19 protein-coding genes are annotated in these 23,337 nt (G+C 74.7%); 11 read left to right on the forward strand and 8 right to left on the reverse strand.

All coding sequences use genetic code 11. The features are described 5' to 3' along the window. Positions 1-5: 5 nt before the first annotated feature. From panD to ACIQI7_RS23095, 5 genes are all read right to left on the reverse strand, one after another. The gene (gene panD, locus ACIQI7_RS23075) at positions 6-455 is read right to left on the reverse strand and encodes an aspartate 1-decarboxylase (RefSeq protein WP_387752910.1); all 450 of its coding nucleotides are present in this window, start codon (positions 453-455) and stop codon (positions 6-8) included. A 134-nt stretch (positions 456-589) separates the two neighbouring features. Further along, a complete protein-coding gene (panC, locus tag ACIQI7_RS23080) occupies positions 590-1,495 on the reverse strand; it encodes a pantoate--beta-alanine ligase (RefSeq protein ID WP_401112949.1) in 906 nt (301 codons plus the stop codon). Beyond that, positions 1,495-2,346 (reverse strand): Rossmann-like and DUF2520 domain-containing protein, encoded by an 852-nt coding sequence (locus ACIQI7_RS23085; RefSeq protein ID WP_401113235.1) that lies wholly within the window; start codon positions 2,344-2,346, stop codon positions 1,495-1,497. The genes panC and ACIQI7_RS23085 overlap by 1 nt, the downstream gene beginning before the upstream one ends. 246 nt (positions 2,347-2,592) lie before the next feature. Next, a complete protein-coding gene (locus tag ACIQI7_RS23090; RefSeq protein WP_401112951.1) occupies positions 2,593-3,282 on the reverse strand; it encodes a response regulator in 690 nt (229 codons plus the stop codon). A 37-nt stretch (positions 3,283-3,319) separates the two neighbouring features. Then, on the reverse strand, positions 3,320-4,516 hold the full coding sequence (locus tag ACIQI7_RS23095; RefSeq protein ID WP_401113237.1) for a sensor histidine kinase: 1,197 nt from the start codon (positions 4,514-4,516) through the stop codon (positions 3,320-3,322). Between the two features lie 164 nt (positions 4,517-4,680). On the opposite strand from ACIQI7_RS23095, the gene ACIQI7_RS23100 reads away from it, so the two are divergent. Together ACIQI7_RS23100 and ACIQI7_RS23105 are read left to right on the forward strand one after the other, a co-directional pair. Then, complete coding sequence (locus ACIQI7_RS23100) at positions 4,681-5,697, forward strand: SAM-dependent methyltransferase (RefSeq protein ID WP_401112953.1); 1,017 nt, start codon at positions 4,681-4,683, stop codon at positions 5,695-5,697. After that, positions 5,694-6,863 carry an NADH-quinone oxidoreductase subunit D gene (locus tag ACIQI7_RS23105; RefSeq protein WP_401112955.1) on the forward strand — a complete coding sequence of 390 codons (1,170 nt, stop codon included), beginning with the start codon at positions 5,694-5,696 and terminating at the stop codon, positions 6,861-6,863. Before ACIQI7_RS23100 ends, ACIQI7_RS23105 begins: the two co-directional genes overlap by 4 nt. Before the next feature lie 25 nt (positions 6,864-6,888). On the opposite strand, the gene ACIQI7_RS23110 is transcribed toward ACIQI7_RS23105, so the two are convergent. Then, positions 6,889-7,791: a hypothetical protein gene (locus ACIQI7_RS23110; protein ID WP_401113239.1), complete on the reverse strand. Its 903-nt coding sequence runs from the start codon at positions 7,789-7,791 to the stop codon at positions 6,889-6,891. A gap of 388 nt (positions 7,792-8,179) precedes the next feature. Between ACIQI7_RS23110 and ACIQI7_RS23115 the strand changes: the two genes are divergently transcribed. The 8 genes from ACIQI7_RS23115 (at position 8,180) to ACIQI7_RS23150 (ending at position 20,166) form a co-directional block, all read left to right on the forward strand. Next, positions 8,180-8,671: a hypothetical protein gene (locus ACIQI7_RS23115; RefSeq protein ID WP_401112956.1), complete on the forward strand. Its 492-nt coding sequence runs from the start codon at positions 8,180-8,182 to the stop codon at positions 8,669-8,671. A 70-nt stretch (positions 8,672-8,741) separates the two neighbouring features. After that, positions 8,742-11,516 carry a toxin glutamine deamidase domain-containing protein gene (locus tag ACIQI7_RS23120; RefSeq protein ID WP_401112958.1) on the forward strand — a complete coding sequence of 925 codons (2,775 nt, stop codon included), beginning with the start codon at positions 8,742-8,744 and terminating at the stop codon, positions 11,514-11,516. A gap of 1,116 nt (positions 11,517-12,632) precedes the next feature. Further along, positions 12,633-13,841, forward strand: coding sequence for an SUKH-4 family immunity protein (locus ACIQI7_RS23125; RefSeq protein ID WP_401112960.1), 1,209 nt, complete (start codon positions 12,633-12,635; stop codon positions 13,839-13,841). 203 nt (positions 13,842-14,044) lie between these two features. Next, on the forward strand, positions 14,045-15,007 hold the full coding sequence (locus tag ACIQI7_RS23130) for a Ppx/GppA family phosphatase (protein WP_401112962.1): 963 nt from the start codon (positions 14,045-14,047) through the stop codon (positions 15,005-15,007). A 762-nt stretch (positions 15,008-15,769) separates the two neighbouring features. Further along, entirely contained in the window at positions 15,770-16,573 is an 804-nt protein-coding gene (locus ACIQI7_RS23135; RefSeq protein ID WP_387753201.1) for a sugar phosphate isomerase/epimerase family protein, read from the forward strand. 46 nt (positions 16,574-16,619) lie between these two features. Beyond that, the gene (locus ACIQI7_RS23140) at positions 16,620-17,408 is read left to right on the forward strand and encodes a class I SAM-dependent methyltransferase (RefSeq protein ID WP_401112963.1); all 789 of its coding nucleotides are present in this window, start codon (positions 16,620-16,622) and stop codon (positions 17,406-17,408) included. A gap of 229 nt (positions 17,409-17,637) precedes the next feature. Continuing rightward, complete coding sequence (gene ilvD / locus ACIQI7_RS23145) at positions 17,638-19,482, forward strand: dihydroxy-acid dehydratase (RefSeq protein ID WP_401112965.1); 1,845 nt, start codon at positions 17,638-17,640, stop codon at positions 19,480-19,482. A 153-nt stretch (positions 19,483-19,635) separates the two neighbouring features. After that, entirely contained in the window at positions 19,636-20,166 is a 531-nt protein-coding gene (locus tag ACIQI7_RS23150) for a hypothetical protein (RefSeq protein WP_401112967.1), read from the forward strand. Between the two features lie 24 nt (positions 20,167-20,190). Here the strand turns inward: ACIQI7_RS23150 and ACIQI7_RS23155 are convergent, their stop codons facing one another. Beyond that, positions 20,191-21,507, reverse strand: coding sequence for a hypothetical protein (locus ACIQI7_RS23155; RefSeq protein WP_401112969.1), 1,317 nt, complete (start codon positions 21,505-21,507; stop codon positions 20,191-20,193). Positions 21,508-21,746: 239 nt separating this feature from the next. Continuing rightward, the gene (locus ACIQI7_RS23160) at positions 21,747-22,196 is read right to left on the reverse strand and encodes a hypothetical protein (protein ID WP_401112970.1); all 450 of its coding nucleotides are present in this window, start codon (positions 22,194-22,196) and stop codon (positions 21,747-21,749) included. Between the two features lie 209 nt (positions 22,197-22,405). Here ACIQI7_RS23160 and proC point away from each other — a divergent pair, with 209 nt between their 5' ends. Then, positions 22,406-23,233 (forward strand): pyrroline-5-carboxylate reductase, encoded by an 828-nt coding sequence (proC, locus tag ACIQI7_RS23165; protein ID WP_387752949.1) that lies wholly within the window; start codon positions 22,406-22,408, stop codon positions 23,231-23,233. The last annotated feature ends 104 nt before the right edge of the window (positions 23,234-23,337 follow it).

Raw genomic sequence — 23,337 nt, forward strand, 5'->3', positions numbered from 1 at the left:
CTCCTTCAGCGCGAGGCGGCGTCGGCCGCGCCGTTGCCGCCACCGTACGCCGCGTCCCCGCGCAGCAGCCCGGTGCCCTCCTGCGCCTCGGCCGGGTCCCCGCCCAGGCCGGTGATCCGGTTGTGCCCGTCCACGAAGACGACCTTCGGCTGGTAGCCCTTGGCCTCGGCCGTGTCCATCTGCCCGTAGGCGATGAGGATGACCAGGTCTCCGGGGTGGACCAGGCGGGCGGCGGCGCCGTTGATGCCGATCACGCCGGAGCCGCGCGGGCCGGCGATGGTGTAGGTCTCCAGCCGGGCGCCGTTGTTGATGTCGACGATGTGGACCAGCTCGCCGGGGAGCAGGTCGGCGGCGTCGAGCAGGTCCTCGTCCACCGTGACGGATCCCACGTAGTGCAGGTCGGCCTGGGTCACGGTGGCCCGGTGGATCTTGGACTTGAGCATGGTGCGGAGCATTGCGGGTCACGCCTCCTGTGAGTGCATGCCGGAAGGGGGTTCCTGCTGTCGGTACTACCGAACGTTTCCGTGCCTGACGGTCATCCGCCGAAAGGCCCGTCTCCCGGACCCGGCGAGGATCCGGGGGACCGGCGCTAGCGGCAGATGAGGTGGACGTTGTCGATCAGGCGGGTCTCGCCCACCTTCGCGGCGACGGCCAGCACCGCCTCGCCCTGGAAGTCGTCCGCCGCTTCCGAGAAGTCGTGCGGGTCGATCAGGGCGAGGTAGTCCAGGGTGACGCCCTCGGCGCCGTCCAGGACGGCCGAGGCGGCCTCGCGGACGGCCTTCGGGCCCTGCGCGGCGGCGTCCCGGCCGGCGAACAGGGCCTTGGACAGGACGAGCGCCCGGGCGCGCTCCTCCGCCGAGAGGTAGCGGTTGCGCGAGGACAGCGCCAGGCCGTCCTCCTCGCGGACGGTCGGCACGCCGACGATCTCCACGTCGAAGTCCAGGTCGGCGACCATCCGCCGGATGACCGCCAGCTGCTGGGCGTCCTTCTCGCCGAAGAAGGCGAAGTCCGGGTCGGTGATGTGCAGCAGCTTGGCGACCACGGTCAGCACGCCGTCGAAGTGGCCGGGGCGGGTGGCGCCCTCGAAGCGCTCGCCCATCGGGCCGGCCACCATGCGCACCTGCGGCTCGCCGTTCGGGTAGACCTCGTCGACGGACGGCGCAAAGACCACGTCGGCGCCGTTCTCCTCGGCCAGCCGCACGTCCTCGTCGAGGGTGCGCGGGTAGCGCTCCAGGTCCTCGGTCGGGCCGAACTGGAGCGGGTTGACGAAGACCGTCACCGCGACCCGGCCCTCCCGGCCGACCTGCTTGCGGGCGGCCCGGATCAGCGCGGCGTGGCCCTCGTGCAGCGCGCCCATGGTCATCACGACGGCGTTGTCCACCGGCCGCTCGTCCGGCCAGAACGCGGCCTCGAAGTCGTCCACGGTGCGGGTGACGACGGCCCGGTGGACCTTCGGCGTCCGCTGGGCCTTGTTCGGCTGCTTGCCGCGTGCCATCAGTGCTTCTCCTCGTTCAGTACGTCCAGCAGCGCCGCCGCCGACGTTTCGTCGATCGCTCCGTTGGCGAGCGCCCGCTGCGCGGTGGCGCGGGCCATCGCCCGGTACGCCGCCGGGATGTCCGGGGACACCGTACTGAGCTGCGCCAGGTGGCGCCGTACGGTGCCCGCGTCGCCCCGGGCGACCGGGCCGGTGAGGGCCGCGTCGCCGGAGCGCAGGCTGTTGTCCAGGGCGGCGCCCAGCAGCGGGCCGAGCATCCGGCCGGGCTCGGCGACGCCGGCCGTGCGCAGCAGGTCCATCGCCTGCGCGACCAGGGTGACCAGGTGGTTCGCGCCGTGCGCGAGGGCGGTGTGGTAGAGCGGGCGGACGTCCTCGGGCACCCACTCGGGCTCGCCGCCCATCTCCACCACCAGCGCCTCGGCGACCGGCCGCAGCTCCTCGGGCGAGGTCACGCCGAACGGGCAGCCTGCCAGCCGGGCCAGGTCCACCGAGGTGCCGGTGAAGGTCATCGCCGGGTGCAGGGCCAGCGGCAGCGCCCCCGCCCGGGTGGCGGGCTCCAGGACGGCGACGCCGTGCGCGCCGGAGGTGTGCACCACCAGCTGGCCGGGGCGGACCGCGCCGGTGGCGGCCAGCCCGGCCACCAGGTCGGCCAGCGCGTCGTCCGGGACGGTCAGCAGCACCAGGTCGGCGGCGGCCAGCACCTGCGGCGGGGTGACGATCCGCACGCCCGGCAGCAGCGCCTCGGCGCGGCGGCGGGAGGTGGCGGACACCCCGGAGGCGGCGACCACGGTGTGCCCGGCGAGCTGGAGCGCGGCGCCCAGTGCGGGGCCGACCCGGCCGGTGCCGACCACGCCGACGGCGAGCCGGGCCGGGCGGTTGCCCGGGTCTCCGGGATCGCCGAAGGCCTGGCCGCCGAGACCGTCGGCGAGCGGGGCGAACTCGCCGAAGTCGGCGAAGTCGGACGGATTCACGTCCACCCTTGTCCTGCCTTGTCCTGAATGACCGTTCCAGTCCGCTCGACGGGTACCGGACGTACCGCCCCAGTCTACGGGGGAGCCCGAACACCGAAGCGGATCAGTCGGTGGCCCGGGCCCGGATCAGTCGGTGGCCCCGGCCCGGATCAGCCCGGCCTCGTACGCCAGCACCACGGCCTGGACCCGGTCGCGCAGGCCCAGCTTGGCCAGGATCCGGCCGACGTGGGTCTTCACGGTGGCTTCGGACAGCACCAGCCGGGCCGCGATCTCGCCGTTCGACAGCCCCTGGGCGACCAGCAGGAACACCTCCCGCTCGCGTTCGGTCAGCGGGCCCAGGGCGTCCGAGCCGGGTGCGCTGTGCGGGGTGGGCAGCACCTCGGCGAAGCGGTCGATCATCCGGCGGGTGGTGGTCGGGGCGACCACCGCGTCCCCGCCGTGCACCGCGCGGATCGCGGCCACCAGCTCGGTCGGCGGGACGTCCTTGAGCAGGAAGCCGCTGGCGCCGGCCTTGAGCGCGGCGAAGGCGTACTCGTCCAGGTCGAAGGTGGTGAGGATGAGCACGTGCGGGGCGTTCGGCAGCGGGCTGCCGTCCTCGGCCAGGCAGATCCGGCGGGTCGCCTGCACGCCGTCCAGCCGAGGCATCCGGACGTCCATCAGGATCACGTCCACCTCGGTGCGCCGCAGCAGCTCCAGGGCCTGCGCGCCGTCGCCCGCCTCGGCGGCGATCTCGATGTCGCCCTGCGACTGGAGGATCATCCGGAAGCCGGTGCGCAGCAGTTCCTGGTCGTCGACGAGCATCACGCGGATGGTCAAGGTGGGACTCCTTGGAGGGGGTGGACGGCGGACGGGGCTAGTGGGCCGCCTTCAGCGGCAGGACGGCGCGGATCCGGAAGCCGCCACCGGGGCGGGGGCCCACGTCGAGGCTGCCGCTGACCATGCCGACGCGTTCGCGCATGCCGATCAGTCCGTGGCCGAGGCCGTCCGTGCCGCCGGCGGCCAACTGCTCGTCGGTGCTGCCGCGCCCGTCGTCCTCCACCAGGACGGCCAGCTCGCGCTCGCCGAAGTCGACCGCGACCCGGGCGTGCACGTCGGGGCCGCCGTGCTTGCGGACGTTGGTGAGCGCCTCCTGGACGATCCGGTAGACGGTCAGCTCGACGCCGCGCGGCAGCTCGCGGGGGTGCCCGGAGGTGGCGTAGTCCACGTCGAGCCCGGCCGTGCGGACCTGCTCCAGCAGCTCCGGCAGCTCCTCGACGCCCGGCTGCGGCACGTACTCCTCGGCGGTGGTGTCGGAGGTGCGCAGCACGCCCAGCAGGCGGCGCATCTCGACCAGCGCCTGGCGGCCGGTGGAGGCGATCGTGCTCAGCGCCTCCTTCGCCTGCTGCGGGGAGTTGTCCAGGACGTACGCGGCGCCGTCGGCCTGGACGATCATCACCGAGACGTTGTGCGCGACCACGTCGTGCAGCTCGCGGGCGATCCGGGCCCGCTCGGCGGCGACCGCCACCTTGGACTGGGCGTCCCGCTCGCGCTCCAGCCGGGCGGCGCGGTCCTCCAGCTCGGTGAGGTAGGCGCGGCGCACCCTGGTCAGCCGGCCCCAGGCCCAGCAGAGGATGAACGGCGTGCTCATCAGCAGCGTGATCAGCGCCGCCTCGCCGAAGGTGTACGGGCGGCTGTGGGCGTCGCCGGCCCTGTCGAAGACCGTCTTCACCGGCTTCATCTGCCAGAACACCAGCGGCCCGGCGGACAGGCCGGCCGCCAGGGCCAGCCGGGAGGTCCACTTCTGGCCGAAGGCGGCGCCGGTGTAGGCGAAGACCAGGTAGGCGATCGAGGAGCCGCCCGGCGGCACGTTCGCGACCACCTGGCCGACGCCGATGCAGGTGGCGGCGGCCACCGTGAGGTCGGGGTGGCGCCGCCGGAAGACCATCAGCAGCGGCAGCAGCACCGCGACCAGGATCGAGGCGTCGAAGCGCCAGCCCTCGTCGACGTAGCCGTCGTTCGGCAGCAGGCCGAAGAACAGCACGATCGACGCCCAGGCGGCGTCGACCACCATGGGGTGACGGCGGAGCCAGGCGTTGAGTCGATGCACGTGTCCAGCGTAGGCAGTCGCTTCGCATGCCCAGGTCCGCCGGTAGGGCGATCCGCCCTACTCCGTAGGTCGGAGAGCACCTGATCCGATTGGGTGGGGCCGTCGGGCGCCGGGTAGCGTCCGGCCCCATGACTTGGATGCGGTGGGCGCCCGCCATGGAACAGGCCCTGTACGACCCCGAGCGGGGTTTCTACCGCAGGCCGGAGGGCCCCGCCGGGCACTTCCGCACCTCCGTGCACGCCTCGCCGAGGTTCGCCCGTGCGGTGGCGCGGCTGCTGCTGGAGGTTGACGCGGCCCTCGGTCGTCCGGAGGAGCTGGCCCTGGTCGACATCGGGGCCGGGCGGGGCGAACTGCTCACCGGGGTCCTCGCAGAGCTGCCCGCGGAGGTGCTGGCACGGCTGCGGCCGTACGGCGTGGAGATCGCCGAGCGGCCGCACGGCCTGCCGTCCACAGCCCTGTGGACGGACGAGCCGCCGCGCGGCGTCACCGGGCTGCTGTTCGCCAACGAGTGGCTGGACAACGTGCCGCTGGACGCCGGCGAGGTGGACGGGGACGGGGTGCTGCGCTACCTCGAGGTGGACACCGCCACCGGCGAGCAGCGCCTCGGCGAGCCGGTCTCGGCGGCCGACGCGGCCTGGGCCGAGCGCTGGTGGCCGGTCGCGGAGCCCGGCGAGGTGGTGGAGTTCGGCGGCCCCCGGGACGCCGCCTGGGCGCGGGCCGTGGCCGGGCTGGAGCGCGGCCTGGCCGTCGCCGTCGACTACGGGCACACGGCGGACCGGCGGCCGCCGTTCGGCACCCACGCCGGCTTCCGGGACGGCCGGGAGGTCGCCCCGGTGCCGGACGGCTCCTGCGACGTCACCGCGCACGTCGCACTGGACTCGATCGCCGCCCCCGGTCTCCACAGCCTGTGGACGACGCAGCGGGAGGCGCTGCGGGCGCTCGGCGTGAGCGGCGAGCGCCCGGCGCTCGCGCTGGCGTCCAGCGACCCGGCCGGCTACCTGCGGGCGCTGAGCGGGGCGGGGGAGGCGGCCGAGCTGACCGACCCGGGTGGGCTGGGCGGGTTCGGGTGGCTGGTGCAGGCCGTCCGGATGTCGGGACCGAGGAGTTTGGCGGACCTGCCGGGATGGCAGACTCTGACCTCATGAGGGAGACCACGGTCGGCATCGGGGCGGGCGCCGAGAACTTCACGGGCACGGCGGGCACCACCGACATGGTGCTCAACATCGGCCCGCAGCACCCCGCCACGCACGGCGTGCTGCGGCTGCGCATGCTGCTCGACGGCGAGCGCGTCGTGAGCGCCGAGCCGGTGATCGGCTACATGCACCGGGGCGCCGAGAAGCTGTTCGAGGCCCGTGACTACCGGCAGATCATCATGCTGGCCAACCGGCACGACTGGCTCTCCGCCTTCTCCAACGAACTCGGCGTCGTCATGGGCGTCGAGCGGATGCTCGGCATGGAGGTCCCGGAGCGGGCGGTGTGGGTCCGGACCCTGCTCGCCGAACTCAACCGGGTGCTCAACCACCTGATGTTCCTCGGCTCGTACCCGCTGGAACTCGGCGGGATCACCCCCGTCTTCCACGCCTTCAACGGCCGCGAGGACCTCCAGCACGTACTGGAGGAGGCCTCCGGCGGGCGGATGCACTACATGTTCAACCGGGTCGGCGGCCTCAAGGAGGACCTGCCGGCCGGCTGGCTCGGCCGGGTCCGCACCGCCGTCGCCACCGTGCGCTCGCAGCTGCCGGTCTTCGAGGACCTCGTCCTCGGCAACGAGATCTTCCGCGCCCGCACCGCCGGCGTCGGCGTCCTCACTCGGGCGCAGGCCGAGGCGTACGGCGTCAGCGGGCCGATCGCCCGGGCCAGCGGCCTCGACCTCGACCTGCGGCGCGACGAGCCGTACCTGGCGTACGGATCCGAGGAACTGCGGCAGGTGCTCACCGTGGTCACCCGGGAGGAGGGCGACTGCCTGGCCCGCTTCGAGTGCCTGCTGGAGCAGACCCTCAACTCGCTCGACCTCGCCGACGCCTGCCTCGACAAGCTCGCCGCGCTGCCGCCCGGCCCGGTCAACCAGCGGCTGCCCAAGGTGCTCAAGGCGCCGGAGGGCAGCACCTACGCGTGGACCGAGAACCCGCTCGGGATCAACGGCTACTACCTGGTCTCGCGGGGCGACAAGACGCCGTGGCGGCTCAAGCTGCGGTCGGCGTCCTTCAACAACATCCAGGCGCTGACCGAGCTGCTGCCGGGGACGCTGGTCGCGGACATGGTGGCGATCCTGGGGTCGATGTTCTTCGTGGTCGGCGACATCGACAAGTAGGACCGCCGGGGGCGGGCGGGGCGGGTCAGTCCTGCTTGGGGGGCTTGGCGGTGACCTTGACCTTGACCTTGGCCTTGTCCTTGGCCTTGTCCTTCGCCTTGGCCTGATCGGTCGGCTTGGGGGGCTTGACCGGGTCGGCGGGGTGGGGGGCCACCTTGCGGTCGCCCTTGGTGGCGATCCGCTCCTCGCACAGCCGGGCCAGCACCTCGTACGCCTCGCGGCCCATCAGCTCGGTGAGCTCGGGGCGGTAGCTGACGTACACCGGTTCCGCGCCCTGGTGGGCCGCCGGGGCGCCGGTGCACCACCAGTGCAGGTCGTGGCCGCCGGGGCCCCAGCCGCGCCGGTCGTACTCGCCGATCGAGACCTGGAGGTAGCGGGTGTCGTCGGGGCGGTCGATCCAGTCGTAGGTGCGGCGGACCGGCAGCTGCCAGCAGACGTCCGGCTTGGTCTCCAGCGGCTCGCGGCCCTCCTTGAGGGCGAGCGCGTGCAGGGCGCAGCCGGCGCCGCCCGCGAAGTCCGGGCTGTTCACGAAGATGCAGGCGCCGTTGACCCGGCGGGTCTGGCGGTCGCCGTCCTCGTCCAGCATGGTGATGCCGCCGTCGGCGACGATCCGGCCCTTGGCGTCGGTGCCCTCGGCGAAGTTCTCCCACAGCTCCGGGGTCAGCCGGGCCGCGTGCGACCGGACGCGCTTCTCGTCGTCCTCGTCCGAGTAGTGGGCGCCCAGCGTGCAGCAGCCGTCCGACTCGCCGCGGCCCTCGCGGATGCCGTGGCAGCCCTGGCCGAAGACGCAGGACCAGCGGGAGGTCAGCCAGGTGAGGTCGCAGCGGAAGACCTGCTCCTCGTCGGCCGGGTCGGCGAACTCGACCCAGGCGCGCGGGAAGTCGAGCGGGACCTCGTCGCGCGGGATCTCGCGGCGCAGGGTCGGCATCGCGAGGTCGACGGGGGCGGAGGAGGGCTTGGGCTTCGCCTTGGCCTTCTTCTCGGATGATTCTGCTGGGGACGTTTCTGCTGGTGCCACCCGGCAAGGGTAGAGCTTTCGGGGGCGTAAGCGCGGTGGCGGGACCGGTGGTCGCGGCCCGTGGCGGTGGGGGCGCCGGGAGTGAGGGCGGGGTGGCGCCGGGAGGGAAGGCGGGGTGGCGGCCCGGAGCGAGGGCGGGGTGGCGGCCCGGAGTGAAGGCCGGGTGACGCGGGGAGTGAAGGCGGGGTGAAGAGGTCCGTCGGGCCCTGCGGGCGGCCCCGGCGGCGTGCCTAGGATGGCGGCCGGCCCGCTGCGGGTCCGCACGGGCCCGCAGGGTCCGCTACGGGGAGGTACGGGGATGGCAGGCGGCAGCACCGGGGCGTCCGGCCCGGCGGGCGGGGAGTTCGTCCTCAAGCCGTGGGAACTGCACGGCGAAGGGCGGGAGTTCGAGAAGCTCGGGGGCGAGCTGACGAAGGCCGTCGCCGCCCTGGAACAGGGCCTCGCGGCGCTCGGCGCCCCCTGGGGGACGGACCAGCCGGGCAGCGGCTTCGCCGGCGTGTACGGGCAGGCGCGCGGTGAACTCGTCGGCGGGCTGCGGGGGTTGGCCGGGCGGGTGGCCGGGGTCGGGGCGGGGCTGCACACGATGGCGGGGCGGACGGCGGACGCGGACAGCTCGGCGGCGAGCGGGTTCGGGGCGACGGCGGTGCCGGAGGGTTCGGGAGTGCCGGGGGTGCCTGGAGTTCCTGGGGCGGCCGGAGTGCCTGGGGCGGCCGGGGTTCCGGGGGTGACCGGGGTTCCGGGGGCAACCCGGGGGACGGCTCCCGTCGTCCCCAAGGACATGTCGGTCTGACAGGCCCGGCTCGACCTACCGGCTCGACACAGCCGGTACGACAGACCCGGCTCGACAGGGGGAGAAGCGCGTGTCCCGGAAACTGCCCGAGGAACTGGTCCCGGTGCTGGCCCGGACCGGCCAGCAGTGGCCGCAGGCCGACGAGGAGGGCCTGCGCAAGGCCGCCGGAGTCTGGCGCGAGTTCGGCAAGGAGGCCGACCGGCTCACCCGCCGCTGCGGCGAGTCCGTCCGGCGGGTGACCGCCGACAACTCCGGCCACGCGGTCGAGGCCTTCGGCGCGTACTGGCAGGCGTTCAGCGGCGGCGGCAAGGGCCACCTGGACGACGCGCACAGCGCGGTCGGGCTGGTCGCCGGGGCCTTCGACACGGCCGCGCGGGCCGTGGACACCTGCAAGGCCGAGGTCATCGCGACCCTGCGACAGCTCGCCGCCGACCTCAAGCAGGCCGAGGAACAGGCGGCCGCGGCCAAGGAGGCGGCCGGCCGGATCGCCGCGGCGGCCGACGGCGACCCGGCGAAGAACGGGGTGGTCGGCGGTCTGGAGAGGGCCGTCGGCGGCGTCGCGGCCAAGGTGCGGAACGCCGCCACCGAGCAGGTCGCGGCGGGCGTGGCGGCCGTCGCCGTCGAGGCCGCCGCGCTGAAGATCGGCGGACTGCTCGCCGAACTCGGCCGGGCCATGAAGGACGCCCTGTCCGGCGTGCTCAAGGAGCCGGCCGCCGTCGCCCTGCTGAAGCTCGGCACCGCGCAGGGGACGGGGATCACCGCCGCCTCGTACCGCGGCGGCGCGTTCGACCCGCTCGCCGCCGGGCTGCCCGCCGCCCTCGGCGAACCGGGGGTGCTCGGTGCGGACGGCTCCGGGCTGGTCCTGCTCGCGGGGAAGGACGGCAGGCCGCTGGTCGGCGTGCCCGGGCTGACGGTCAAGGTGGACGAGCACGGCAAGCCCGTCCTCGGCCCGGACGGGCAGCCGGTCATCCTGCGCGCCGACGGCACGGAGGTGGCCGACGCCACCGGGCTGCTGGTCGTCCCGGGGCCGGACGGCAAGCCGGTCGTCGGGGTCGCGGACCTGGCCGTCCGGCTGGACGAGCACGGGCAGCCGGTGCTCACCGACGAGGAGGGCAAGGCGGTCCACGGGGTGCCGCTCGCCGGGTTGACGCCGGGGGCGGACGGGCCGGGCGGCGACAAGCCGGGGGCCGAGAGGCCGGGCGCGGACAAGCCGGGTGCGGGTGTGACGCCCGGGGGGCCGGGGGATCCGAAGGCGCCGGGTGTCGTGACGGTGGCCTCGGTCGCGGTGGACCCGGGCGCGGTCGTCGGCGGGCCGGACGCGGTGGTCGCGGCGAGCGCGCCGGGGGGTGCGGCGGGGGGCGCGTCGGGGGGTGCGTCGGCCGGGGGCTCGCCGGGGCACCATCGGGCGACGGGTGGCGGCGCAGGCGCAGGCGCTGGCGGAGCCTGGGCGCCGGCGGCGGCCGCCGCCGCGCCGTTCGGCAGCGGCGCCGGGTCCGTCGGGTCGGTGGGCTCGGCGGACGGGGACTACCCGCTCCAGGCGCCCGCGGCCTCCTCGCACGGCGGTGGCGGTGGCGGTAGTGCCAGTGGCGGTGGTGCGGTGACCGTACGAACGGACTCGGTGATTGCGCCGGCCGATCCGGTCTCCGTGCCCGTCACCACGCCGTCCGCCGGCGGCCCCGCCCACGTCCCGGCGCACGGTCCGGCACCGGACGCCCCGCCGGCGATCCGGCCGGTCGGGGTGCCCGGGCAGTTCGGCACCCCGGTGTACGGCGGGTACCCGGCGGCCGGTCCGGTGGGCACCGTCGGACCCGGGCCGCTGGCCGGCCCCGGTGGCGGGCCGGTGAACGTCGCGGCGCCGTTCGGCAGTGGCGTCGGGGCGGGTGCGCCCGGCAGTCCCGGCGGCGCGGCCATCGGCGGTCCTGCAGTCGGCGGGCCGCAGCCGGGTGCGCCGGTGGCCAAGGCCCCGGCCGGCGCGGCGCCGAACCCGGTCGTCGGGCCGCCGCCCGTCCACGCCGCTCCGCCGCCTCCGGCCGCACCGCCGATCGTCGGGACCACCCCGGTCATCGGCCGGCCCGAACCGCACCCGGTGGACGCCCGGCGACGGGAGAACGCGGCCGGCCTCGCCGACCCGACCCTCGCCTGGGGCGCGGTCCCGGTCGCGACCGCCCACGCGATGGCCCTCCAACTCGCCCTGCGCGCACGGCGCGGAGGCCAGCCGGAGGATCCGGCGGTCCGGGCGCGCAGCATCGCCGACAGCCGTCCGTACGGCCTGCCGGGCGGGCTCGCGCCGGTCGACCCGGAGCACCAGGCCGAACTCGAACGCCGCGCGCCCCAGGACGAGGACGGCCTGCCCGTCCGCCACCCCGACCCGGCCGCCGGCGGCTGGGCGGAGGCCGTCAACGACGGCGGCTACCGCGAACCGGGGCGGGCCAACAACAGTCTGGAGATCGCCCTCTCGGCGGTCGAGTGCTACACCGGCCGCCCGACCTGCGCGGCCCCGCGCATCCCCACCGAGGGCGACGCAGGCGAACGCGGCGGCCGGGACCGCGCCGAACGCGAACTCGGCGCCCCCTTCCGGGACCTGGGCGACGGCGGCCGGGCCTTCGACCGCCTCGCCGAGGACCTCCGCCGCGCCGGCCACGGCTCCCAGGCGGTGCTCCTCACCCTCGATGCCTACGGCCGCCCGCACGCCTGGAACGCCGTCAACCACCAGGACACCGTCACCTACCTCGACCACCAACTCGCCCGCCAGGCCTTCACCCCCCTCCACCCCGCCACCCACGGCCTCTGGGCCATCGCCCTCACCCCCGAAGGCCGCCCCCTGCCCCTCACCCCCGCCGCCTGACCCCACCCCGCGCCGCCCCGCCCCCAGTGCGCAGGAAGTCGGCCCCGCCGACTTCCTGCGCACCTCCCGGCCCGGTGGCCTCAGTAAGAGCTGGGCCCGCGCGTATACGAGCCGCCCGGACTTTTCTCTTCAGAAGAATATGTAGACCAACCGTCATATTCGCCAGGTTTCTGCGCGAGAAGTCGGCCGGGTCGACTTCCTGTGCACGCTCGACGCGGCGGGCGTGTGGGATTGGATCTGCGCGAGAAGTCGGCCCATCCGACTTCCTGTGCGGTCGACCTGTCGGGGCTTGCCTGCTTTTCCCGGGGAGAATATGTAGACCGACCGTCATATTCATGCCGGCTTTGCATCGGAGGTCGACAGAATCGACTTCCTGTGCAAGCGGATGTGATGGCTCTCGGCGGGGAGAGGCTGGTCCCGCGCAGAAAGTCGGCCCGTCCGACTTCTCGTGCAGCCCGACGCGGGGCATTCCTGGAGGTTGGGGCGCATAGGAAGTCGGCGGGGCCGACTTTCTATGCGTGTTCGAGGCGCTAGGGCCGGGTGGGAAAGAATATGTAGACCGAGCGTCATATTTTTTGCGCTTGCGTCGACGGTTGGCGTGACGGCGCAGCCCGGCGCGATGGCGTCGGCGGAGTAAGGGCCTGAGTGAGAAGTCGGGCGGGCCGACTTCCCGTGCTGCATCTGAGGTGGTCGGGTTGGGTGTGCGAGGAAATCTGTAGACCGACCGTCATAGTCGGAGGCGCGATGCGCGAGAAGTCGGCCCGACCGACTTCTCGCGCTTGCAGCGGGGACGTGAGGCGGAAGGACATGTAGACCGGTCTGCATATTTCGCCCCGTCCGGAAGAGGGCGCGAGTCGCACTAGAAGTCGGCGGGGCCGACTTCTAGTGCGTGAGGGGGCGGGGTGTGCGGGGGTTGGGTGGGGAGTCGGCGGGGGTGGTTGTCGGTGCTTGGTGTGGGGTCGGGGTGGGGGCGTAGGGTCGCGGGTCGGGTTGGGATGGGTGTCGGGGGCTGGACGGGACGGGGGTGGCCGGGTGATTTCGCGGGCGCAGGCGGTGGAAGCGGGGCACCGGTGGATCAACGGGGATCTGCCGCAGGGCGCCGGTGCGGTGCGGCGGGTGTGCACCCATGAGTTCGAGCTCGGCTGGGTGGTGTGGGCCGAGCCCGCCCGGCTGGTGGTGGACCCGCGGACGGCGGAACGGCGGGCGCCCGAGGAGGTGGGCGCGGCCTGCGCCGTGGTGGACCGGGAGAGCGGACGGTTCACGGTGTGGCCCTCGGTGCCGGTGGACGAAGTGGTCGGGCTCTACCGGGACTTCGTCGGCGCCGGCGGCTACGATCCGACCCTCCCGCCCGCGACCGGCCGGGGCGCCCGGGCCGAGCTGACCTACCGGGACGGCACCGGCGAGGAACGGTCGCTGGCCCTGCGCTCCGCCGCGGGCCTGCCGCACCCCGCGCTGCGCGGCTGGTGGTGGCTGCGCGAGCAGGGCGTCTCCGCCGAGGACGTGCTCGCCGTCCGGACCGACCTGCGGCCGAGCGCACTGCCCGGCGGCTACTGGTCGTACGCGCTGGCCGCCGAACTGCCCACCGCCCGGATCGAGTTCGAGTTCCCGTACGGCCCGCGCTTCGACCACCGGGCCGCCGCCGTACGGGCGCTCCCCGCGCCGCCGGACGGCCCGGCCCGCAACCGGGTGCCCTTCCCCCGAGCGGCGCGCCCCGCGCCCGACGAGCCGGACGCCGCGCTCGCCGCCCGGCTCGCCGAGCGGTTCGGCCCGGCGGGCGTGCAGCGCTTCGAGCCGGCCGACGTCGCCCGCGCCGAACTGCCCGGGGACGCGGCCGCGTTGCTGCTGACGGTGGGCGTCCCGGTCTCCGTGCCGGGGTTCTTCGGGCTGCACCACCCGGGCACCGAGGCGATCGCCGACGGCACCCGCCAGCGCACCGCCCTGCCCCCGCTCGCCGCGTACCTGGCCGAGCTCGGCCGCGGCACCCGGGTGGCCGAGCGGGAGCGCCTGGCGCTCGCCGGGCAGTTGGTGCTGGGGACGGACGGCTGGGCGCTGCTGGCCCTCGACCCGGTGGGCGGAGCGGTCCGGGCCGTCGACCCGGACTACGCGACCGCCCGCCACTGCAACGCGAGCCTGCGCGCCTTCGTCCGCTGCCTGGAGGTGCTCGCCGGCTGGTGGCCCGCCCTGCGCGGGCTCGACCCGGTGGCCGCGGGCGGTGCGGTGGACGCCCTGCAGCGCGCGCTGGCGGAGGCGGACGGCACGGTCTTCGCCGACCCGGAGAACTGGTGGGCCGTCATCGTCGAGCAGCTGTGGGACGGCCTGCTGTGACGGCCGGTCGGCCCCGCCGGAAACCGCAAGGGCGGACGTCCCCGATGCGGTGACCTCCGGGCGGCCATTGACCACCCGGGCGGTACGGGTGCGGACGGCCGGAACCGTCGGTCCACCGGCCCGCCCGCCGACCGGTCCCGGGCCAGCACGATTACCGCCGCACCCCCTCTCACCAGGACCCGGATCGCGTAGCGTGGAGAGTTATGCGACTCGGTGTGCTCGACGTAGGTTCCAACACGGTCCACTTCCTCGTGGTGGACGCCCACCCGGGTGCTGCCCCGCTGCCCGCGTACTCGCACAAGGCCGAGCTGCGCCTGGCCGAACTGCTGGACGCGGACGGGGCGATAACCGAGGTCGGCGTCGAGCGGCTGGTCGGCCACGTCGCCTCCTCGCTGCGGGTCGCCGAGGACAAGGGCGTGGTCGACATCCTCCCGTTCGCCACCTCCGCGGTGCGCGAGGCCGCCAACGGCGAGGAGGTGCTGCGCCGGGTGACCGACGAGACCGGCGTCGAGCTGCGCGTCCTCTCCGGGCAGGACGAGGCCCGGCTCACCTTCCTGGCCGTCCGCCGCTGGTTCGGCTGGTCCTCGGGCCGGCTGCTCAACCTGGACATCGGCGGCGGCTCGCTGGAGATCGCCTGCGGCCTCGACGAGCAGCCGGACGTCGCCTGCTCGCTGCCGCTGGGCGCCGGCCGGCTGACCGCCCGCTGGCTGCCGGGGGACGTCGCCGACCCGGACGGGCTGCGCGAGCTGCGCCGCCACATCCGGGCGGAGCTGGCCACGGTGGTCGCCGAGATCACCCGGCTCGGCCCGCCGCGGCACGCGGTCGCCACCTCCAAGACCTTCAAGCAGCTGGCCCGGATGACCGGCGCCGCGCCCGCCGACGCCGGCCCGTACGCCGACCGGCGGCTCACCCGCAGCGGTCTGGCGGCCTGGCTGCCCCGGCTGTCCGCGATGACCGTCGCCGAGCGCGCCCGGATCCCCGGCGTCTCCGAGGGCCGGGCCAAGCAGCTGCTGGCCGGCGCGCTGGTGGCCGACGCCGCGATGGACCTGTTCGGCCTGGAGGAGCTGGACGTCTGCCCCTGGGCGCTGCGCGAGGGCATCATCCTGCGCCGCCTGGACGCCATGGACAGCCCCGCCGACCGCCGCCGCCCGGCGCTCACCCCGTAACCCCGGCCCGGCCGCACCGGCACCCCGGCCGCGCCTGCAGCCCCGGCCGCGCCAAGACACCCGGCACCCGTCGGTCGACCACCGCCCCGCGGCCGGTAGGAGCCGCCCCGCCGCAACGTGCCGATGGTCACTGCGCCGGTCATCCCACCCCGTTCGCCGCGTGCTCCGCTTACGCTGTCTCCCGTGGTGCAACCAGCGGACGAGGACGGAACGCAGGAGGGCCGCACTCCCGGGAACGGGCAGTCGCGGCCGGACGGCCCGCGCCGCCGACTCGGCAAGGCGGTGACCGGCGCCACCGCCGCCCAGGCCGCCAAGCAGGCCGCGAAGGCCGTCAAGGCCGCCCATCGCACCGCGAAGACGGCAGCCGCGAAGACGACCACGGCGAAGACCGCCAAGACGACGAAGAGCGCCAAGACGGCGAAGAGCGCGAAGGCCGCGAAGCCGGCGGAGCCCGCCGAGACGGCGACGACCGCCGAGCCGGCGACGACCGCCGAGCCGGCGACGACCGCGAAGCCGGCGGAGCCCGCCGAGACGGCGAAGACCGCCGAGCCGGCGAAGCCGAAGCCCGCGAGGACGACGAAGCCCGCGAAGCAGACCACCACCGGCAGAGCCGCCCCCAAGGAGACCCGCACCGCCCGGGCCGCCGGCGCCGCCAAGGCCGCGGTCCAGTCCGTCCGCTCGGTCAAGGCCGCCAAGCGCGACGCCGCCCGCCCCCCGCTGCTGCGCACCACCGACCGGCTGGTGCTGCCCCGGCACCCGGCCCTGCACATCCCCGACACCAAGGTGGTGCTGTCCACCGCCTCGGTGTACCCGGCGAGCACCGCCGTGGCCTTCGAGCTGGCCGCCAAGCTCGGCTACGACGGGGTCGAGGTGATGGTCTGGAACGACCCGGTCAGCCAGGACGTCGACGCCCTGCGCCGGCTCTCCGACGCCCACCAGCTCCCCATCCTGGCCGTGCACGCGCCCTGCCTGCTGATCACCCAGCGGGTGTGGAGCACCGATCCGTGGACCAAGCTGGTCCGGGCCCGGGCCGCCGCCGAGAAGCTCGGCGCGAGCGCCGTGGTCGTCCACCCGCCGTTCCGCTGGCAGCGCCAGTACGCCCGGGAGTTCGTCGAGGGCATCAACCGGATGGCGGGGGAGACCGACGTCCGCTTCGCCGTCGAGAACATGTACCCGTGGCGCTACCGCGACCGGGAGATGCTCGCGTACGCCCCCGGCTGGGACGTCACCGACGAGGAGTACCGGCACTTCACCATCGACCTCTCGCACGCCGCCACCTCCCGGATCGACACCTTCGCCATGGTCGAGCGGATGGGCGACCGGCTCGCCCACGTCCACCTGGCCGACGGCAGCGGCTCCGGCAAGGACGAGCACCTGATCCCCGGCCGCGGCAAGCAGCCCTGCGCGGAGCTGCTGGAGCACCTCGCCCGCACCGGCTTCGACGGCCACGTGGTGCTGGAGGTCAACACCAGGCGCTCCGCGTCCCCCGCCGAACGCGAGGCCGACCTGGCCGAGGCCCTCGCCTTCACCCGCTTGCACCTGGCCACCCCCTCGCGCGTACGCTGAGCCGTCCGGCCGGATCGGGCGCGAACCGCCCTGCGCAGGAGGCGAAATGACGAAGGGTCAGCAGTTGCGCGAACTGCCCGACTTCCGCGAGCTGGCCGGGAGCTTCGGCGCGGTGGCCGCCGAGTACGACCGCGGCCGCCCCGGCTACCCGGAGGAACTGTTCGACGAGCTGGAGCGGCTCTGGGGCCGCGGGCTCAAGGGGGCCAGGATCCTGGACGTCGGTGCCGGGACCGGCATCGCCACCCGTCTGCTGGCCGCCCGTGGCGCGGACGTCGTCGCCGTCGAGCCCTCCGCCGGGATGGCCGCGCGGTTCCAGGCCGTCTCGCCGCAGCTCCCGCTGGTCCGCGGCGTCGGTGACGAGCTGCCGTTCCACGACCGCTCCGCCGATCTGATCGGCTACGCCCAGGCGTTCCACTGGACGGATCCCGAACGGTCCGTCCCGGAGGCGATCCGGGTGCTGCGGCCGGGCGGCGCCCTCGCCGCGTGGTGGAACCTCTTCGACGAGACCGTCCCCTGGGTGCGCGCCCGGGACGAGCGGCTGTCCTCCGCGCTGTCCGGCCGCTACCACGGCTACGGCCGGGTCGACGACCTGACCGCTCCCCTGGCCGCCGCCGGGCTGGAGGTCCTCCGCACCCGGCTGCGCTGGCAGCGGCAGGTGTCCGTCGAGCAGGTGGTCGACAACCTCACCTCGCGCTCCTTCCTCGCCTCGCTGACCCCCGAGCGGCGCGAACCGCTGCTCGCCACCGAGCGCGCGGCGCTGCTGGCCGAGTTCCCGGACGGACGGGTGGTCGAGCCGTACGTCCTCGACCTCACCGTGGCCGTCAAGCGGCACTGACGCCCGTCGGCATCGCCCCCGGCCGGCCGGACCGCACGCCCACACCCGACGCCCCCGTCCCACCGCCCGCCGACGCCCCCCGCCCCGGCACGCTGACGCCCCCCGCCTGCCCGCATCGCGGACGGACCGTCCGCCCGCCGGACCGCGGGCGTAGGCTCGGTACCCACAGCGGCCCCCGAACCCTCCCAGCAGCGGGGCGCCGGCGAGAGCCCCGAAGGAGTGGAGCACAGTGCCCGAGCTGAGGTCCCGTACGGTCACCCACGGTCGCAACATGGCAGGCGCCCGGGCGCTTCTCCGGGCGGCCGGCGTAGCCCGCGAGGACTTCGGCAAGCCGATCATCGCGGTCGCCAACTCCTTCACCGAGTTCGTCCCCGGCCACACCCACCTCCAGCCGGTCGGCCGGATCGTCTCCGAGGCGATCAAGCAGGCGGGCGGCATCCCGCGCGAGTTCAACACCATCGCCGTGGACGACGGCATCGCGATGGGCCACGGCGGCATGCTCTACTCGCTGCCCTCGCGCGACCTGATCGCCGACTCGGTCGAGTACATGGTCAACGCCCACTGCGCGGACGCCCTGATCTGCATCTCCAACTGCGACAAGATCACCCCGGGCATGCTGATGGCCGCGCTGCGCCTGAACATCCCGACCGTCTTCGTGTCCGGCGGCCCGATGGAGGCCGGCAAGGCCACCCTGGTCGACGGCACCGTGCGCAAGCTCGACCTGGTCGACGCGATCTCCCAGGCGGTCAACGAGAACGTCTCCGACGAGGACATCGCGATCATCGAGGAGAACGCCTGTCCCACCTGCGGCTCGTGCTCCGGCATGTTCACCGCCAACTCGATGAACTGCCTGACCGAGGCGATCGGCCTCTCGCTGCCCGGCAACGGCTCGGTGCTCGCCACCCACACCGCCCGCCGCGCCCTCTACGAGAACGCCGGCCGGACCGTCGTCGAGATCGCGAACCGCCACTACGGCCAGGACGACGACTCCGTCCTCCCGCGCTCGATCGCCACCCGCGCCGCCTTCGAGAACGCCATGGCCCTGGACATCGCCATGGGCGGCTCGACCAACACCATCCTGCACCTGCTCGCCGCCGCCCAGGAGGCCGAGCTGGACTTCGACATGCGGGCCATCGACGCGGTCTCCCGCAAGGTGCCCTGCCTGTCCAAGGTCGCGCCGAACGGCTCGTACTACATGGAGGACGTGCACCGGGCCGGCGGCATCCCGGCCATCCTCGGTGAGCTGTACCGGGGCGGGCTGCTCAACGAGAACGTCCACACCGTGCACGCCGACTCGCTCGCCGAGTGGCTCAAGACCTGGGACGTGCGCGGCGGTTCGCCCTCCGCCGAGGCCGTCGAGCTGTGGCACGCCGCCCCAGGCTGCGTCCGCTCGGCCGAGGCCTTCTCGCAGTCCGAGCGCTGGGAGTCGCTGGACACCGACGCCGCCGCGGGCTGCATCCGTGCTGTCGAGCACGCCTACTCGGTCGAGGGCGGCCTGGCCGTGCTGTACGGCAACCTCGCCGAGGACGGCTGCATCGTGAAGACCGCCGGCGTGGACGAGTCGATCTGGACCTTCAGCGGCCCGGCCGTCGTGGTCGAGTCCCAGGAGGACGCGGTCGAGGCGATCCTCGCCAAGCGGGTCAAGGCGGGCGACGTCGTCGTCATCCGCTACGAGGGCCCCAAGGGCGGCCCGGGCATGCAGGAGATGCTCTACCCGACCTCCTTCCTGAAGGGCCGGGGCCTGGGCAAGGCCTGCGCGCTGGTCACCGACGGCCGCTTCTCCGGCGGCACCTCGGGCCTGTCGATCGGCCACGCCTCCCCGGAGGCGGCCTCCGGCGGCACCATCGCGCTGGTCGAGGACGGCGACACCATCGCCATCGACATCCCCGGTCGCCGGATCTCCCTGGAGGTCCCGGACGAGGTGCTGGCCGAGCGCCGCCGCGCGCTGGAGGCCGCGGGCGGCTACCGGCCGAAGAACCGCGACCGCCAGGTCAGCCAGGCCCTGCGGGCGTACGCCGCGATGGCCACCTCCGCCGACAAGGGCGCCGTCCGCGACGTGTCCAAGCTCGGCTGAGCCCGCACCGGCCAGCCCGAGCCCGTACCCGGCCAATCCGAGCCCGCACCGGCCAGCCCGAGCCCGTGCCGGGCCCGAACGACGCAGGAGCCGTCCCGCAGCGCGCGGGACGGCTCCTCCGTCGTTCGGGCCGGTCGGGTGATAATCGACGGCGTGAGCGAGCAGCCCCCCACCCCCGCCCCCACTCCCGCCGGCGCCCCCGAGCCGGAACCCCTGCGCTGGTTCGGCACCAGCTGGCTGAACCGGGACAACGGCTACTGGCCGCGCCGGGTCGCCGTGTCGGTCGGCGCCCTGGCCGCGGCGGCCGCCGCGGTGCTGCTGCTGCGCTTCGGCGTGGAGGGCATCGCCCTCTCCGACAACGGCACCTTCCTCAACGGGCTGCTGACCGCCGCCATCGCGGTCTGCTCGATGATGGCCGTGCGGCGCACCTGGAAGGTGCTCACCGAGGGCAAGGACCAGCTGACCGGCTGGATGGCCGAGGACAGGTCGCTCGGCGCGGTCTGGCTGATCGGCGGGGCCGGCTCGCTGCTCGCCTACTTCGCCCGCAGCCTGGTCGAGGCCCCCGGGGAGGCGGTCAACCGGGCCGCCTACGAGCGGGCCGTCGCCCAGTACGAGAAGCGCCAGGCGGGCCGCAGCCGCCGGCCCGACGCCAAGGCGCCGGGCCGGCCCGGGCGCAAGCGCTGACGCCTCCCCCGGACACGACACCTCCTAGGTACGGCTGACGATGCCGCACTGCCCGGTCGGCACGAGGTCCTTGCTCCTGTCGTACGGGTCGCTGGTAGGACCGGTGGGCGCGGGGCCGTGGGCGGTGAACTGCTCGAACCGCGGGTGCAGGAAGCCGTCGTAGACGTCGCAGGCGCTGTTGCCGGCGTCCCACTGGGTCTTGGCGAACACCAGCTTCTTCGCCTCGACCTTGTAGCGCTGCGGGTCGTAGAAGCGGAAGTCGTCGACCTTGCGGATGATGGTGCGGGTCGTCCAGGTGCTGCCGGTGTTGTCGGAGGCCGGGGCGGTCAGGCCGACCGGCCTGGCGGTGCCGCCCGGTGCGGTGTCCGGCGTGCCGCGGCGGGACGAGGCCAGCTTCTCCGCGTCCGGGCCCGGCTGCAGCGGGTAGACGAAGGTGAAGTCGGTGTGCACCAGCACGCCCCGGTCGCCGTCCTCCTCGAAGCCGATCCGGCCCTGGACCTTGACGGCGCCGCCGACCAGGGCCGCCTCGCGCGGGTCGAAACGGGCGAACCAGCTGGTGGGGTCGGTGCCCTTGCCGGGGTGGTCGAGGGCGGCCACGGCGGAGGCCCGGTCCTGGGAGTCGAGCATCGCCAGGGCGGCCTCCGGCCGGGCGCCGGCGATCACCCCGGGGTCGAGGTTGGCGGCGGTCAGGTAGGCCTTGACCGACTGGAGCTGGGCGGCGACCTCCTCGGCCGAGAAGACGCCGACGGCCTTGGCCGGGGGCAGCTCGAAGGACTCCAGGCTGGTCGGCCAGCCCTCGGCGGGGGAGCCCTTCCAGGGGTGGTCGACGGTCGGCTGGTCGGCCGGGGTGGCCGGCGGTGCCGAGGTCGGCCTGGCCGTCTCCGGGGCGACGGTCGGTACGGCGGCGCCCGAGGGGGAGGAGGATCCCCTGCCGTAGTGGTCCTCGTACCAGTCGCGCAGCCCGCCGAGGTTCAGTGCGGCGAGCACCAGGACGACGGTCAGCGTCACGAACAGCGGTGCGCGCCACTCACGGCGGCGCGGGCGCGGGGCGCCCCACGCGTCGACCGCCGGGGGCTTGGGCCCGCGGCCGAACCGGCGCTTGGGCCGGGGGCCGTCGTTGACCGAGCGGCGGCCGCCCGGGTCGACCGGCGGGGTGTGCTTCCACCGGGCGGACAGCATGCGGGTGCGCCCGCTCTGCTCCTTGACGGTGGCGCTGCGGATGAACTCCTCGTCCAGGACGAGGTCGGCGAACGGGTCCTTCTCGCCCGTCCCGGACGGGTCGGACCCGTCCGGCTCGTCGCCCCGGCGGGGGCGCGGTTCCGGATCTTCGGCAATCGGCATCGCGCCAGTATGACGACGGGGGGTGACGATGCGCGGATCGGGGGCGCATCGGGTGGTGGACTCGTGCGGCAGGGCCGGCGGTTCACCCCGTTTCGTCCGGAACCGCGCCACTGCCCGCCCCGAACGGCCCGGCCGCCCCGAACGGCCCGGCCCGCCCCGAACCGCCCGGCCCGCCCCGAACCGCCCGGCCCGCCCCGAACCGCCCGGCCGCTCCGAACGGCCCGGCCGCTCCGAACCGCTCAACCCTTGCCGCGGGCCTGCTTGACCGAGCCGACCACCCCGGCGATCGCCAGCAGCAGGCCGGCCGGCAGCAGCGAGAGGAAGAAGGCGCCGAACAGCCCCTCGTCGCCGAGGAACAGCTGGGCCAGGGTGTTCAGCGCCAGCAGGCCCCCGGCCGCCGGGAGGGCCGCCTGCCACGGGTGCTCGTTCGCCCAGCGGCGCAGCCGTCGGTCGGCGGTGTCGCGCCGCAGCCGGCCGCCGACGGTGCCGACCAGGAAGAAGAAGAACAGGCCCCAGCCGGCCGGTGAGGCCAGCATGCTCAGCGACCAGTCCCCGGAGATCGCCTCGATCCCCAGGGCCGTCGCGCCCACCACCGCACCGACCCCCGCGGCGGTCCGCCACGGGCCCACGGTCGCCGAGGCGACGGCGAGTTGCCGGTTCTCACGTCGGGACATCTCGTCGTGTGCCATGGCTCCACGGTGCGCCCGGCGGAGCGCGGAGGCCATAGGGGAAACCCCCGAGATTCTCCCCGGACGGACCCTAAGGGCCCGTCACCCGGGGCGGGCCGGGCCGGCCGGGCGGGGCCGTTCGGGCGCGGGTCGACCACGCAGCGGACGGTCCCCGCGCACGCCGCCGGGCGGTGCGAGGATGGCCGCAGTACCGAGGCAAGGAGCGGACCATGGGCAGCAGCGCAGCACACGGACAGAAGATCGCCTTCCTGGGCACCGGCAAGATCGGCGAGGCCCTGCTCTCCGGTCTGCTGCGGGCCGGCAAGGACCCGGCCGACGTCCTGGTGACCGCCCGCCGCCCCGAGCGCGCGGTCGAACTCGCCGCCCGCTACGGCGTGGTGGCCGTCTCCAACGCCGAGGCCGCCAAGCTCGCCGACACCCTGATCCTCGCCGTCAAGCCGCAGGACATGGGCACCCTGCTGGAGGAGCTGGCCCCGCACGTCGGCGCGGACCGGCTGGTGATCTCGGCGGCGGCCGGCGTCCCCACCGCCTGGTTCGAGGAGCGGCTGGCGGCGGGCACCCCGGTGGTCCGGGTGATGCCCAACACCCCGGTCCTGGTGGACGAGGGGATGAGCGTCATCTCGGCCGGCTCGCACGCGGGCGAGGAGCACCTGGTACGCGCCGAGGAGATCTTCAGCTCGGTCGGCAAGGCGCTGCGGCTGCCCGAGTCCCAGCAGGACGCGGCCACCGCGTTGTCCGGCTCCGGCCCGGCCTACTTCTACTTCCTGGTCGAGGCGATGACCGACGCCGGGATCCTGCTCGGGCTGCCCCGGCAGGTGGCGCACGACCTGATCGTGCAGTCCGCGATCGGCGCCTCGGTGATGCTGCGCGACTCCGGCGAGCACCCGGTGAAGCTGCGCGAGGCGGTGACCTCCCCGGCCGGCACCACCATCGCGGCGATCCGCGAGCTGGAGAACCACGGGGTGCGGGCCGCGCTGCTCGGCGCCCTGGAAGCGGCCCGGGACCGCTCCCGGGAGCTGGCCTCCGGCGGGAAATGACCCCTGCGCGACCCCTCCCGGAATCGCGGCACAGCCCCTACGCTCTCGCCAACATCGTCCTACCGGCCGGTAGCGGGGTGGTGAGGTCCGTCCGGAGTCCGCGT

It is taken from the genome of Kitasatospora sp. NPDC092039, from assembly GCF_044756065.1.
Classification (GTDB): Bacteria; Actinomycetota; Actinomycetes; order Streptomycetales; family Streptomycetaceae; genus Kitasatospora.